Origin of the sequence: Antarctobacter sp. (genome assembly GCF_034670325.1) — a bacterium.
GTDB lineage: Bacteria > Pseudomonadota > Alphaproteobacteria > Rhodobacterales > Rhodobacteraceae > Antarctobacter.
The window spans coordinates 1039297-1052325 of sequence record NZ_JAXMNR010000001.1 but is presented as its reverse complement, the minus strand read 5'-3'; the positions used below and the strand labels follow the sequence as shown (position 1 = coordinate 1052325).

At 63.3% G+C, this 13029-nt stretch carries 15 protein-coding genes; 9 read left to right on the top strand and 6 right to left on the bottom strand.

Features of this window, described 5'->3' with window-relative positions; translation table 11 throughout:
• Positions 1-31 precede the first annotated feature (31 nt).
• Positions 32-850 (top strand): ABC transporter permease, encoded by an 819-nt coding sequence (locus VOI21_RS05040; protein ID WP_323768303.1) that lies wholly within the window; start codon positions 32-34, stop codon positions 848-850.
• Positions 847-2163, top strand: coding sequence for an FAD-binding oxidoreductase (locus VOI21_RS05035; protein ID WP_323768301.1), 1317 nt, complete (start codon positions 847-849; stop codon positions 2161-2163). The genes VOI21_RS05040 and VOI21_RS05035 overlap by 4 nt, the downstream gene beginning before the upstream one ends.
• Before the next feature lie 12 nt (positions 2164-2175).
• On the opposite strand, the gene VOI21_RS05030 is transcribed toward VOI21_RS05035, so the two are convergent.
• The 6 genes from VOI21_RS05030 to mbfA form a co-directional block, all read right to left on the bottom strand.
• The gene (locus VOI21_RS05030) at positions 2176-3090 is read right to left on the bottom strand and encodes a DMT family transporter (RefSeq protein ID WP_323768299.1); all 915 of its coding nucleotides are present in this window, start codon (positions 3088-3090) and stop codon (positions 2176-2178) included.
• A 90-nt stretch (positions 3091-3180) separates the two neighbouring features.
• A complete protein-coding gene (locus tag VOI21_RS05025) occupies positions 3181-3558 on the bottom strand; it encodes a hypothetical protein (protein ID WP_323768297.1) in 378 nt (125 codons plus the stop codon).
• A gap of 19 nt (positions 3559-3577) precedes the next feature.
• Complete coding sequence (locus tag VOI21_RS05020; RefSeq protein WP_323768295.1) at positions 3578-4351, bottom strand: DUF6478 family protein; 774 nt, start codon at positions 4349-4351, stop codon at positions 3578-3580.
• A gap of 71 nt (positions 4352-4422) precedes the next feature.
• Positions 4423-5145: a dihydroxy-acid dehydratase gene (locus tag VOI21_RS05015; RefSeq protein ID WP_323768293.1), complete on the bottom strand. Its 723-nt coding sequence runs from the start codon at positions 5143-5145 to the stop codon at positions 4423-4425.
• Positions 5146-5157: 12 nt separating this feature from the next.
• On the bottom strand, positions 5158-6891 hold the full coding sequence (gene ilvD, locus VOI21_RS05010; RefSeq protein ID WP_323768291.1) for a dihydroxy-acid dehydratase: 1734 nt from the start codon (positions 6889-6891) through the stop codon (positions 5158-5160).
• Between the two features lie 226 nt (positions 6892-7117).
• Positions 7118-8092 (bottom strand): iron exporter MbfA, encoded by a 975-nt coding sequence (gene mbfA / locus VOI21_RS05005; protein WP_323768289.1) that lies wholly within the window; start codon positions 8090-8092, stop codon positions 7118-7120.
• A gap of 174 nt (positions 8093-8266) precedes the next feature.
• Here mbfA and VOI21_RS05000 point away from each other — a divergent pair, with 174 nt between their 5' ends.
• From VOI21_RS05000 to VOI21_RS04970, 7 genes are all read left to right on the top strand, one after another.
• Entirely contained in the window at positions 8267-8431 is a 165-nt protein-coding gene (locus tag VOI21_RS05000) for a hypothetical protein (RefSeq protein WP_323768287.1), read from the top strand.
• A gap of 66 nt (positions 8432-8497) precedes the next feature.
• Positions 8498-9112 carry a TetR/AcrR family transcriptional regulator gene (locus tag VOI21_RS04995; RefSeq protein ID WP_323768285.1) on the top strand — a complete coding sequence of 205 codons (615 nt, stop codon included), beginning with the start codon at positions 8498-8500 and terminating at the stop codon, positions 9110-9112.
• Positions 9113-9145: 33 nt separating this feature from the next.
• On the top strand, positions 9146-9976 hold the full coding sequence (fghA, locus tag VOI21_RS04990) for an S-formylglutathione hydrolase (protein ID WP_323768283.1): 831 nt from the start codon (positions 9146-9148) through the stop codon (positions 9974-9976).
• A gap of 69 nt (positions 9977-10045) precedes the next feature.
• The gene (locus VOI21_RS04985) at positions 10046-10498 is read left to right on the top strand and encodes a YaiI/YqxD family protein (protein WP_323768281.1); all 453 of its coding nucleotides are present in this window, start codon (positions 10046-10048) and stop codon (positions 10496-10498) included.
• Positions 10495-11115, top strand: a complete 621-nt coding sequence (locus VOI21_RS04980; protein ID WP_323768279.1) for an HAD family phosphatase — start codon at positions 10495-10497, stop codon at positions 11113-11115. The genes VOI21_RS04985 and VOI21_RS04980 overlap by 4 nt, the downstream gene beginning before the upstream one ends.
• A complete protein-coding gene (locus VOI21_RS04975; RefSeq protein ID WP_323768277.1) occupies positions 11112-12020 on the top strand; it encodes an ornithine cyclodeaminase family protein in 909 nt (302 codons plus the stop codon). Before VOI21_RS04980 ends, VOI21_RS04975 begins: the two co-directional genes overlap by 4 nt.
• Entirely contained in the window at positions 12017-12931 is a 915-nt protein-coding gene (locus VOI21_RS04970; protein ID WP_323768276.1) for an alpha/beta hydrolase, read from the top strand. The genes VOI21_RS04975 and VOI21_RS04970 overlap by 4 nt, the downstream gene beginning before the upstream one ends.
• The last annotated feature ends 98 nt before the right edge of the window (positions 12932-13029 follow it).

Genomic DNA, 13029 nt, shown 5'->3' with positions numbered 1-13029 from the left:
CGAAAATTCGCCCCTGCCCGGAGGTCCGGACATGAGACGGTTTTCGTGGTTCAACGCCACCTCGCTGACCCTCGGCTTTGCCTTTCTATATCTGCCGATGGTCCTGCTGGTGATCTATTCCTTCAACGAAAGCCGTCTTGTCACCGTCTGGGCCGGGTTCTCGACCAAATGGTATGGCGAACTGCTACAGAACGAGGAGTTCCTTGATGCGGCATGGGTCACGCTGAAGGTCGCGCTCTTTTCGTCCACTATCGCCACGGTGCTGGGAACGATCGCGGCCTACGTTCTGGTCCGCGCCGGGCGCTTTCCGGGACGGACGCTGTTTTCCGGCATGATCTACGCACCGCTTGTCATGCCAGAGGTCATCACCGGCCTGTCGTTGCTGCTGCTGTTCATCGGGTTGGGAATGGACCGTGGGGTGCTGACGGTAGTGTTGGCTCATACCACCTTTTCGATGTGCTATGTGTCGGTCGTCGTCTCGTCGCGCCTCAGCACCTTTGATCAGGCGCTGGAAGAGGCGGCGCTGGATCTGGGCGCTTCTCCGTTTGAGAGTTTCACGCTGATCACGCTGCCGATCATCGCGCCTGCGGTCATCTCTGGCTGGCTGCTGGCCTTTACCCTGTCGCTGGACGATCTGGTGATCGCCAGCTTTACCACCGGCCCCGGCGCAACCACCCTGCCGATCAAGGTCTTTTCCGCTGTCCGCCTTGGCGTCAGTCCCGAGATCAACGCGCTCTCGACCATCCTGATCGGTTTTGTGACGGTGGGCGTCATCTCTGCCTCGCTGATCACCAAACGGGCCTCTGTCCAACGCGCGCGCGAGGAACAGGCCGCTCAGCGGACGTCGTGACGCGCCTGTTTGAGCCTGCGGCCTACGGGCCGCAGGGGGCTTGTTTCTGGGCCGACACGGTAACCCCGGAAAACTGGCCCACACTCGACACTGACACCAACTGTGACGTGGCGGTCATCGGCGGAGGATTCACCGGCCTCAACGCCGCGCTGCGCCTTGCGCAAGAGGGCGTATCCGTTGCAGTGCTGGAGGCCGAGCATCCCGGCTGGGGTGCATCGGGGCGCAATGGCGGGTTCTGCTGCCTGGGCGGGGCCAAAGCACCCGACGCCTTGCTGCGGCGACAGTTTGGGCCAGACGCACCCCGCCGCTGGGCCGAGACAGAGATATCGGCCGTCGCCCATGTGACGGCGTTAATCGACCGGCATGGCTGGGACGTCGACCGGCATTCGCATGGCGAGACCCTGCTCGCCCATAAACCACGCGCCTTTGATGCGCTGAAAGCAGGGGCAGAAGAGACCGCCGCGGCCTATGGCGTCGCCCCCACCCTGCACTCTGCGCAGGACTTGCATGACACCGGGATGGGCGGTCCGTGGCATGGCGGCATGACGCTGCCCATCGGTTTTGCCCTGAACCCGCGCAAATATCACGCAGGGCTGGCCATAGCAGCGCAAGACGCGGGCGCGCGACTGTATGCGCACAGCCCAGTAACCCACCTGCAACGGAGCGGGGCGCGCTGGCACCTTGAAACCCCGCAGGGGCGCGTCACCGCTGACAGCGTGATCCTCGCCACCAATGGCTATAGCCATGAGAACCTGCCGCCGTGGCTGAATGCCCGGACGCTACCGGTGCAATCCAGTGTCATCGTCACCCGCCCGCTTACCGAAGACGAGAGGCAGGCGGCGGGCTGGTGGTCGGCGCAAATGGCCTATGACACGCGGTTCCTGCTGCATTACTTTCGTCTGTTGCCGGACGGGCGGTTCCTGTTCGGCATGCGCGGCGGGCTACGTGCGACACCAGCGGCGCAGGCGCGCCTGTCCCGTCGCATCCGGCGCGATCTTGCGCGGATGTTTCCGGCTTGGGCACACGTCGGCATCACCCATGAATGGTCTGGCCTTGTCTGCCTGATGCGCACCCTCGTGCCGTTCATTGGCACGGTGCCGGGCCAGACCGGGCTGTTCGCGGCAATGGGCTATCACGGCAACGGGGTCGCGATGGGGTCATACGCGGGGCGGCTGGTGGCGGACAAACTACTGGGCCAGCCCGTGCAAGCCCCCGATTGGCTGGGCTCTGCGCCGCCGCGCTTTCCGCTGGGCCGATATCGCCGCCTGCTGCTGGCACCCGCCTATCTTGGGGCCGAGGCGCTGGACCTCTGAAAACGGTGGGCCTCAGCCCTGCGGCGTCATATTGGGCCGCGCCTTGCCACGTTGCAGGCCAAGCTGTCTTTCGCGCCAGATGATGATCCCGCCAGCGGCCACCACGATAATCGACCCGATCAGCACCATGGCTGTCGGTACTTCGTCAAAGAACCAGTAGCCAAACAGGATCGCCAACAGGATCGAGGCATAGTCAAACGGCGCCACCACGGCCGCCCCGGCGAACCTGTAGGCCGAGGTCAGGAAGATCTGCGCAATACCGCCGATCAGCCCCGCCGCCACCAGCATCAGCACCACCTCCGGCGCGGGCCAGTCCCAGCCGAACGGGATCGTCGCCAGCGAAAACACCGTCGCCGTCAGCGAAAAGTAGAACACGATGGCCGAGGTTTCCTCGACCGCCACCATCTTGCGGATCTGGATCTGCGCCATCGCGCGCATCACCGCCGAGGTCAGCACAAGGGCCACGCCCAGCGTCGCCGAGCCGCCCAATTCGTCCAGCGACAGGCGCGGCCAAAGCACGATCACCACGCCCATCAGGCCCAGCCCGACCGCCGACAACCGAAAAAGCCGCAGCCGTTCCCCTAGCAGCATGGCCGCCAGCAAAACCGTCATCATCGGCGCGGCAAACCCGATCGCCGTCACCTCTGGCAGAGGCAACAGGCCAAGAGCCGCAAACCCGCAGCCCATCGCCGTCACCCCGATCAGTCCGCGCCAGATGTGCAACATCGGGTTTTGCGCCTTTAACCCGGTCTTGAGGTCCCCGCGCATCGCCAGCCATGCAACGATCACCGGCATCGCAAAAAACGACCGGAAAAACACCGCCTCGCCGGTCGGCACATGCGCCGAGCTTGCCTTGATAAGCGACGCCATGACGGTGAACAAAACGACAGAGGTCAGCTTCAGCGCAATACCACGCAGCGGGGACATGAGGGCTCCTTCGGGGATGGCGCGACTGTGGCCCCGCAGGCGGCAAAGGTCAATCGGCCCCCTAGGGTCTTTGCCGGGTTTGCCGCGCCTTTAGGTGGTCTCGCGGCAATGCTTGCGAAACGCGCGCTTGAGCAGGTCCAGTTCGGCCCGCAGCAGCGCCACATCGGCGCGGATGTCTTCGTCCAGCGCCTCGCCCGCGATCACCGTAAAGCTGTCCAGAACCTCTTCGTCGCGGGCATCGCGGATCAGAACCGTCCGCACGCCGTCTCCGACGGCCTCAACCGGCACTGGCACCTCTACCACCCAGCGGTTCTTATCGGCCGTGTCGGCGACAACGACGCCATGCACCGGTCGCTCCTCGAAGCTGGCCACCACTTCGGGCGGGCGGTCATTGCCCGGCTCGGCAACCAGGAGCCCTTCCCAGACGCCATCGCGAAAGTGGGTCTTGGTCAGTGTGTAACCGCTCATTCTGATCCTTTCCCGCGCGTCACAACGCGGCCCGCCTGCGACGACTGAAGGTCAGGTCGCGCAGGATCACCTGATTCATGCGCGGCCCCTCAAAAATCAGGTCCAGCCACATCTTTTCGACCCGCTTTTCGTTGAGCCGCGTATAGGCAAGGTCGAATTCCACCTGCACTGTCTCTTCGTGCAGTGGCAATTCCCGTACCACCTGTTCCGTATTGGGCCCGTGTTTGACGTTCAGACGGGCAAAAATCTCCAACGGTTCTTCGGATTCGACGATGGTCTCGACCCGGATAAGATGCTGACGCGTCAATCCCTCGACCGAGCTTTCGGGCAGGTCCACCGCCAGCGACAGGTAAGAACCGGTGAACCCAAAGACATCCAGCTTGAGCCCAAAGGCTGCAAGATCAGCAGCGCGCGTGTTGCGGATCTGGCGCAGTGTCAATTCGGTCCTCTGGCAATCGTGATACAACGTCGCCTCACGCCCCAGTTGCGCCTTGCTCTGCACACCGACAATCCCCTTGACCGGCAGCGTGCCGCTCCAGAGTTCCGGTCGCCAAGCCCAGTCCGCGTCTTCAGGTTTTGGAAAGGACTGGTTGCCAATCATCGGCAGCGCAAGCCGCGCGTCAGCGTGATGGATCAACTCATCCAGCCGCGTCTTTAGCCGCCGCGCCTGCGTACGCTGATGACGTAATTCGGTCAGCTCTGTATTCGGCGCGTCGCGCGCGGCACGCGCCCATCGCCGCAACCCTGCCGCATAGGCCGCTTTGCCCAACCAGTCCTGCACACCTGCTCCCATGACCGTTTTGCCCGTCTCCGGTGTAGCGCCTTTGGCTCACCGAACCCGAGGGATAATTTCCAGTATGGAAACTATTGTGGCAAGTCCTGACGATTGAATAAACGACCAAGCAATCCGCCGGTCGGTTTCTGCGCCGGTGTCACGCGGCGCTGCGGGCTGGAGGCGCTCAACTGGGCAATCCGGTCCTTGACCCGCGTGATCATCGCCGCGCCCTGATCACCGGCCAAGGCGCTGCCGCGCGGCGCATACAGCGCCAGTCCGACCAGCCGGTCGCCCTGCAAAAAGGCGGCCCGCCAATAGCGCGGATCGCTGCCGTCAAACATCGCGTCGCCACCGCTGGCCAAATGCGCCGCCACACGGTCGGACGAGGTCTTGCCCGTCAGCAGTTTCGCATTTGCGGCCTGCGCCAGCGCCTTGGGCGTCGGCAAGTCGGCGCTGTCGCCGCGCGGCCCCACGGTGACCGTGACCAGCATCGGCACCACGGGCCGCCCCGCCTTGCCGCCGCTCAGGATATGACAGGACGCGATAAGCGCGAACCCCCGTTCCGGCGCCGTGCGCCGGGTCGAGGGATCAACACAGTAGCCGTCCGGCCCCGCGACGACGACATCGCCCCCCGCCAGACTGACTCGGGCCAGCGGCGGTTTGCGCGGCCCGCCAGAAGGGCCGCTGCGCGCGAAAAACGCCGTCAGCCCTTCGCGGGCCTCGGTTTCGGCCCCGTCGGGGTTCGATACAGGCGCTCCGGCCAGACATCCCGAAACCAGTAGCACGCCAACGGCGCACAGAAGATTGCGCACCGCCGACACAGGTCAGAGGTCCGCGTAGACGTGCTTTTCCTCGGCCCCACCCGGATGGGTCACGGCACCTTTGTATGTCTCGCCAACCAGCTGCGCATATTTCCAAAGCGCGCCCGAGGCATAGATCGTGTCTTTTGGACCAGCCCATGCTTCTTTGCGTTTGGCCATTTCCTCATCGCTGAGGTCGACCGAGATATCGCCGTTGACCGCGTCGATGGTGATCACATCGCCATCCTGCAGAAGGGCAATCGGACCACAGGCCGCAGCCTCAGGGCCGACGTGACCGACGCAAAAACCACGAGTCGCGCCAGAGAAACGACCGTCGGTGATCAAAGCCACCTTCTTTCCCATGCCCTGACCGGACAGTGCTGCGGTGGTCGCCAGCATTTCACGCATGCCGGGACCGCCTGCGGGGCCTTCGTTGCGGATCACCAGAACCTCGCCCTCTTTGTAAGAGCGTGCTTTGACCGCCTCAAAGGCGTCTTCTTCACATTCAAAAACGCGCGCGGGGCCGGTAAAGACCTGTTCCTCGGCGCTCATACCCGCGACCTTGACGATGGCCCCCTGCGGGGCAAGGTTGCCCTTCAGGCCGACAACGCCGCCTGTCTTGGTGATCGGCGTTTCGATGGGATAGATGACCTTGCCGTCCGCCTCGCGTTCGATCATGTCCAGTTCTTCGCCGATGGCACGGCCCGAGGCGGTCATGCAATCCTCGTGGATCAGTCCTGCCTTGCGCAGTTCCTTCATCACGACCGGCACGCCCCCTGCCTCATACAGGTCCTTGGCCACGTATTGGCCGCCGGGCTTGAGGTCGACGAAATAGGGCGTGTCTTTAAAGATGTCGCAGACATCCTCAAGGAGGAATTCCAGACCGGCCTCATGGGCGATGGCAGGCAGGTGCAGACCGGCGTTGGTCGATCCGCCGGTACAGGCCACAACGCGCGCCGCGTTCTCAAGGCTTTTCAGCGTCACGACGTCCCGCGCGCGGATGTTCTTTTCCAGCAGGTTCATCACCGCGATACCAGAGGCGGTCGCGTATTGATCACGGCTTTCATAAGGCGCGGGCGCGCCGGATGAGTTCATCAGAGCAAGGCCAATCGCCTCAGAGACGCAGGCCATGGTGTTCGCGGTGAATTGACCGCCACAGGCACCGGCCGACGGGCAGGCAACCTTTTCCAGCGCAGCCAGTTCCTCGTCCGAATTGGCTCCTGCCTGATGGCGGCCCACGGCCTCGAACACGTCCTGAACGGTCACGTCTTTGCCATTGAACCGGCCCGGCATGATCGAACCACCGTAGATGAAGACCGACGGCGTGTTCAGGCGCACCATCGCCATCATCATCCCCGGCAGCGACTTGTCGCAGCCCGCCAGTCCGACGATGGCATCATAGCAATGGCCACGCATGGTCAGTTCGACCGTGTCGGCAATCGCCTCACGTGATGCCAGCGAAGAGCGCATGCCCTCATGTCCCATGGCGATCCCGTCGGTCACGGTGATGGTGGTAAATTCGCGAGGTGTGCCAGAGGCTTCTTTGACGCCCAGTTTGACCGCCTGCGCCTGCCGGTTCAGCGAGATGTTGCAAGGCGCGGCCTCGTTCCAGCAGGTCGCCACGCCGATCAGCGGCTGGTGGATCTCATCCTCTGTCATGCCCATCGCGTAGTAATAGGACCGGTGCGGCGCGCGCGCCGGCCCCTCTGTCACGTGTCGGCTGGGCAGTTTTGACTTGTCGAATGGACGCTTGAGCATCGGATTAGCTCCTCCCGCAGAATGGCTTTTCCTTGGAATAGCGAAGCGGCATAACCTGCACAAGCGCCAAGCGCGACATGGTATACCAGCGTATCAGGCTTGGCGGTTCAGCCGTTTTCGATATCATCAAAAGAAGTGGCAAGGCGCGCCTTGAAACGTCTTCTCTGCCGAAACACCCATTTTCCCTCCCCGCAGGCACCCGCCCCGCAACGAGCGGCGCCCACCGTCACCCGGATCCGATCAACGCGCCCGCGGCAAAGACGAGTGCGCCGCCCAGAACCACCTGAAAGGCCGCGCGCAGGAACGGGGTTTCCATGAACTTGTTCTGGATCCATGCAATGGCCCAAAGCTCGATAAACACAATGATCAGCGCGATGGTCGTCGCAGTCCAGAAATGCGGGATTAGATAGGGCAGTGCGTGCCCCAATCCGCCCACCGTCGTCATCACTCCCGCGGCAATCCCGCGCTTGAAGGGAGAGCCGCGCCCCGACAATTCGCCATCGTCCGATGCCGCTTCGGTGAAACCCATGGAAATACCCGCCCCGACAGAGGCGGCAAGCCCGACCAGAAACGTGGTCCAGGGGTCATGCGTGGCAAAGGCGGTGGCAAAGATTGGCGCAAGGGTCGACACCGAACCGTCCATCAATCCCGCCAGCCCCGGCTGCACCCATGTCAGCAGGAACTGCCGCTTGGCGCGGTCATCCTCACCGGCGCGGGCCTCCTCACCCAGATGCTTCTCTTCCAGCTTGTGCGCGGCATCCTGATGCCGCGCCTCCATCGCCGCAAGATCGCCTAACAGCTTGCGCGTATCTGCATCCTGCGCGTTCTGCGCCGCCATGTGATAGAACCGTTCGGCCTCGCGCTCCATGTTCTCGGCTTCTTCGCGGATACGGTCCAACGAGAGGGTCTCGGCCAGCCAGACAGGGCGGCGGGCATAGAAGCCCGCCACATGCTCGCGGCGGATCAGCGGTATGACCTCGCCGAAACGGGTCCGGTGCAGGTCGATCAACGCGCGCCGGTGGCCGTCCTCTTCGCCCGCCATGCCTTCAAAGATTTTTGCGGTGTCGGGATACTCCGCCCTCAGGCGCTCGGCATAGCCGCGATAAATGCGAGCATCGTCCTCTTCTGACGAGATCGCCAGCGCCAGAACCTCTTGTTCACTCAGGTCCCGGAACCGGCGACGACTTCCCATATACAGCATGGTCACATCCCTCTTTAGAATGGTTCCAAACTATGTGGCCACCGCAAAACCTCAAGCCCGTATTCCCGAACTTGTTCATTCTGCCGCAGGTGCACGAACCGGTCTTGCATTCCTGCCTATCATCGCCCAATTTCAAACTGAACGGTTCAGTTCATTAATCTGATGGAGCATAACATGATCCGCACTCTTCTGCCTCTCGTCACCGCCTGCGCCCTGATCGCCGGACCGGCGCTTGCCGATGTCGGCCCGGTCTTTTTGCCGGACCTCACTTTCCCCACCCCGCCTTCGCAACCGGACACATCCACCCAAGGCTGCGCAACCCTGCGTCCTTGTACATGACGCTGCGCATTTCTTGCCCAAACTGAACCGGGCGGTTTATAACTGCCCGGTAAGGGGAGGGCTGAAATGTCCACACAGGCGACCGTCCGCAAGGGACGCAAATTCGACCAGGTCATCGACGGCGCGCGCAACATTTTCCTGCGTGACGGGTTTGAGGGGGCCAGCGTCGATGAGATTGCCCGCGAGGCGGGTGTCTCCAAGGCGACGCTCTACAGCTACTTCCCGGACAAGCGTCTGCTGTTCATCGAGGTCGCCAGCGCGCAATGCGGACGGCAAGCCGATGAGGCCGTGCTGTCCATAGATATGTCACGCCCCCCGCGCGAGGTTCTGTCGCAGGCCGGACGCAAGTTTCTGAGCTTTCTCTACTCCGAGATGGGGCAACGCATCTTCAAGATCTGCCTGTCCGAATCCGAACGCTTTCCAGACCTGGGCCGCCAGTTCTACCAAAGCGGTCCGATGATCATGCGCCGGGTGATGACCGACTATCTGTCAGCCGCCCGCGACCGCGAAGAGTTGCGGATAAACGACATCGACCTTGCGGCGGATCAGTTCGCTGAATTGTGCAAGGCCGATCTCTGGCCCAAGGCGCTGTTCGGTATCCAGACCAGCTTTACTGACGCGGAAATCGCGCGGGTTGTGGATGGCGCTGTCGACACCTTCATGGCACGTTACGGCGCATGACAAGCGCCCCGGCGGGCGCGCTGGGGAGAATTGATGAAGACCGTATCCGAGAATAGCTGCTTTGGCGGGACGCAAGGCGTGTACACCCATGCATCGCAAGCCTGCGCCTGCGACATGACTTTTGGCCTCTTCCTGCCCGAAGAGGCATCTTACGTGCCGGTGCCAGTGCTGTGGTATCTGTCGGGCCTGACCTGCACCCATGAAAACGCGATGGTCAAAGCGGGCGCACAGGGCTGGGCCGCCGAACAGGGCATTGCGCTGATCTTCCCCGACACCTCGCCGCGCGGCGAGGACGTGGCCGATGATGAGGCTTATGATCTGGGCAAAGGCGCCGGGTTCTACGTCAACGCCACACAGGACCCGTGGAAACCGCATTTCCGGATGTGGGACTACATAGCCGATGAACTGCCCGCGCTGGTTGGTGAACACTTTGCACTCGACATGGACCGACAAGCGATCACCGGCCATTCCATGGGGGGCCACGGCGCGCTGACTCTGGCGATGAACTTGCCGGGACGCTTTGCCTCTGTGTCGGCCTTTGCGCCCATCGCGCACCCGACCACCAGCGACTGGGGCCGCAAACAACTGGGCGCTTATCTGGGTGCGGACGAGTCTGCATGGGCCGCACATGACGCAACTCTGCTGATGCGCGAAAAGGGCTTTGACGGGCCGGTGCTGATCGACCAAGGCGGCAGCGACCAGTTCCTTGACCTGCTCAAGCCTGAGGCACTGTCAGAGGCCATGGCCGCCCGCCGTCAGGACGGCGTGTTCCGGATGCAAAAAGGCTATGATCACAGCTACTTCTTCGTCTCGACCTTCATCGAGGACCACGTGGCCTTTCACGCCGAGGCGCTTCATGCGTGACCCCGTCCTGGCCCTGCGCCGGGACCTTAACCCGATAGGCTCCGGGCCACGCCCGGGGCGCGTGCCGCAATGACCCTCTTCATTGATGCCGACGCCTGCCCGGTCAAAGCCGAGGCCGAAACCGTCGCCACCCGGCACAAGGTGCCGATGATCCTTGTCGCCAATGGTGGCTTGCGCCCACCACGCAACCCGCTGGTGACGTTGCAGATCGTCCCGGACGGGCCAGACGTGGCCGACATGTGGATCGCAGACCGCGCGGGCAAGGGGGACGTGGTCATCACCGCCGACATCCCGCTGGCCGCAAAATGCGTGGCGGCGGGTGCGCTGGTGCTGCGCCATGACGGCAGCGCGCTGACAGAGGCAAACATCGGCCAGCAACTGGCCATGCGCGATCTGATGTCCGACCTGCGCGCTGCTGACCCCTTTCGCCAAGGCTCTGGCAAGGGGTTTACAAAGGCCGACCGCAGCCGTTTTCTCGACGCGCTGGAACGGACCCTCAGGCAGGCAGGAAAGACGGTATGACCATAAAGGCGGTGATCTTTGACATCGGTAACGTGTTGATCGAATGGCAACCGGAACGCTATTACGACGCCAAGGTCGGCGAGGACCGCCGCCGCGCCATGTTTGCCCAGCTTGACCTGCACGGCATGAACGACATCATCGACCGGGGCGGCGATTTCAAGCAAACGATCTATGACTGGGCCGACAAGACGCCGGAATGGGCAGAGGAAATCCGCCTCTGGCACGACGACTGGCTGGAGATGGCGAAACCGGCGATCCCCCGCTCTGTCCGACTACTGCGCGCGTTGAGGGCGCAAGGCACGCCGGTCCATGCGCTGACCAACTTTGGCATCGGCACTTGGGCCATCGCCACCCCGGCCTATGACTTTCTCAACGAATTCGACCACACCTTTGTCAGCGGCCACATGGGCGTCATCAAGCCAGAGGCCCGCATCTACGAAATGGTCGAAGAGCAACTGAACCTCCCCGGTGAGGCGCTGATCTTTGCCGATGACCGTCTGGACAACATCAAGGCCGCCGAGGCGCGCGGCTGGCACACGCATCATTTCACCGGCGCGGACGGCTGGGCGCGGCGGCTGGTGGACGAGGGACTGCTGACCGAGGAGCAAGCGGTATGACCACCTTCATTCCCTTTGAGGAGGGCGAAAAGAACCTCGACTGGCTGGCGCTCTGCCGCGCCTTTGATGTGGGGCACCAGTTGCCCAAGGCCGAAATTGCCGATGTGTTCCTCTATCGGGGCAAGGACACGCTGCTGAACCGGTCTGCATGGATCGACGGGTTGGGGCTGGCGGTCAAGGCGGCCACGGTCTTTCCGGGCAATCCGGCCAAGGGCAAGCCGATGATCGGTGGCGCGGTGAACCTGTTCGACGATACGGACGGCAGCCTTGCAGCGGTGGTGGATTTCCACCTTGTGACCAAGTGGAAGACAGCCGGCGATAGCCTTTGTGCGGCGTTGAAGCTGGCCCGCCCCGACAGCAAACACATCCTGATTGTCGGCGCTGGAACTGTCGGCACCGCGCTGCACGCGGCCTATGCGGCAGGCTTCCCCGATGCCAAATTCACCGTCTGGAACCGCACGCCCGACAAGGCCCGCGCCTTTGCCGAGCTACATGGCATCGACTGGGCGGAGGATCTCGAATCCGCTGTGCGCGCCGCCGATATCGTCACCTCCGCTACCATGTCGACTGATCCGCTCCTCAAGGGCGACTGGTTCCAACCCGGCCAGCACATCGACCTGATCGGCGCGTACCGCCCCGACATGCGCGAGGCGGACGATACTGCCCTGACCCGCGCCCGCCTTTTCGTGGACAGCTACGACACCACCTTGGGCCATATCGGAGAGCTGAAAATCCCGCTGGCCGACGGCGTCATCACGCAATCCGACGTACTGGCTGACTACTACACGCCCGATGCCATGCGCCGCACCAGCGAGGACGAGATCACCCTGTTCAAGAACGGCGGCGGCGCGCATCTGGATCTGATGTGCGCGCGCTATATCCTCGACGCCTGGCAAGGGGCATGAGCCTGCTAGGCAGCGCGCTGACCCTTGTCGCCCTCGGCGCAGCCGCATTGCCCGCCTATCGCGAAATCCGCCGCAAATCCATTAAAGACCTGCGCGCCGCCGCCCCCGGCGAGCTCGCCGACCTTTCGCAGGGTCGCACCCATTTTCAATGGCATGGACCACAGGATGCCCCCGTCGTCGTCTGCATCCACGGGCTCACCACCCCGTCCTTCGTGTGGGAGGGGCTGACCCCACATCTGATCAACAGCGGCGTGCAAGTCCTGAGTTATGACCTCTACGGGCGCGGCTATTCCGACGCCCCGCGCGGCCTGCAATCGCCTGCCTTTTTCACCCGGCAACTGTCGGACCTGCTGGATCATGAGGGCATCGACGTGCCCGTCACCCTGATCGGCTATTCCATGGGCGGCGCAATCGCCACCAGCTTTGCCGCCGCAAACCCGGACCGCACCCATCGCCTGATTCTGATCGCACCTGCGGGTATGGGCCATGACCTTGGGCCCTTGGCTCGCTTCACGGTAGACGTGCCTATCTTGGGCGACTGGGCCTTCCACATGGGGTATCCGAACCAGTTCCGCAGCGGGATCGCGTCCGAACGTGCCCTGCCCTCTTCGGTCGACAACATCGGCGACCGGCAAGCCGCGCAACTGGACCGGCGCGGTTTTGTCCGCTCTGTTCTGTCCTCCCTGCGGGGCCAACTGCGCACCCCGCTAGAGGAAGATCACCGCCGGATCGCCGCCACGGGCCTGCCGGTTACCGCCATCTGGGCACGCGACGACAAGGTCATTCCGATCCGCGCCATGGGCACGCTTGCGCAATGGAGCCGCAATGCCCGCCAAGAGGTCATAGCCGGGGCGGGCCACGGCCTTCCCTATACCCACACAGCGGACCTTGCGCGCGCATTAACCGCCTGAAGACGCGCCCGGTTTCTTCTGTCCAGAAATATCGCGGGGGGGTCGACCGCAGGGAGACGGAGGTCATGCTGAAAGCATGCCTGGGGCATGACGCCCCC

Coding starts and splice junctions, on each gene's coding strand:
- VOI21_RS05040 (WP_323768303.1), top strand. CDS start 32: ATGAGACGGTTTTCGTGGTTCAACGCCACCTCGCTGACCCTCGGCTTT.
- VOI21_RS04980 (WP_323768279.1), top strand. CDS start 10,495: ATGACCATAAAGGCGGTGATCTTTGACATCGGTAACGTGTTGATCGAA.
- ilvD (WP_323768291.1), bottom strand. CDS start 6,891: ATGCTCAAGCGTCCATTCGACAAGTCAAAACTGCCCAGCCGACACGTG.
- fghA (WP_323768283.1), top strand. CDS start 9,146: ATGAAGACCGTATCCGAGAATAGCTGCTTTGGCGGGACGCAAGGCGTG.
- VOI21_RS05030 (WP_323768299.1), bottom strand. CDS start 3,090: ATGTCCCCGCTGCGTGGTATTGCGCTGAAGCTGACCTCTGTCGTTTTG.
- VOI21_RS05020 (WP_323768295.1), bottom strand. CDS start 4,351: ATGGGAGCAGGTGTGCAGGACTGGTTGGGCAAAGCGGCCTATGCGGCA.
- VOI21_RS04985 (WP_323768281.1), top strand. CDS start 10,046: ATGACCCTCTTCATTGATGCCGACGCCTGCCCGGTCAAAGCCGAGGCC.
- VOI21_RS04975 (WP_323768277.1), top strand. CDS start 11,112: ATGACCACCTTCATTCCCTTTGAGGAGGGCGAAAAGAACCTCGACTGG.
- VOI21_RS04970 (WP_323768276.1), top strand. CDS start 12,017: ATGAGCCTGCTAGGCAGCGCGCTGACCCTTGTCGCCCTCGGCGCAGCC.
- VOI21_RS05000 (WP_323768287.1), top strand. CDS start 8,267: ATGATCCGCACTCTTCTGCCTCTCGTCACCGCCTGCGCCCTGATCGCC.
- VOI21_RS04995 (WP_323768285.1), top strand. CDS start 8,498: ATGTCCACACAGGCGACCGTCCGCAAGGGACGCAAATTCGACCAGGTC.
- VOI21_RS05025 (WP_323768297.1), bottom strand. CDS start 3,558: ATGAGCGGTTACACACTGACCAAGACCCACTTTCGCGATGGCGTCTGG.
- mbfA (WP_323768289.1), bottom strand. CDS start 8,092: ATGCTGTATATGGGAAGTCGTCGCCGGTTCCGGGACCTGAGTGAACAA.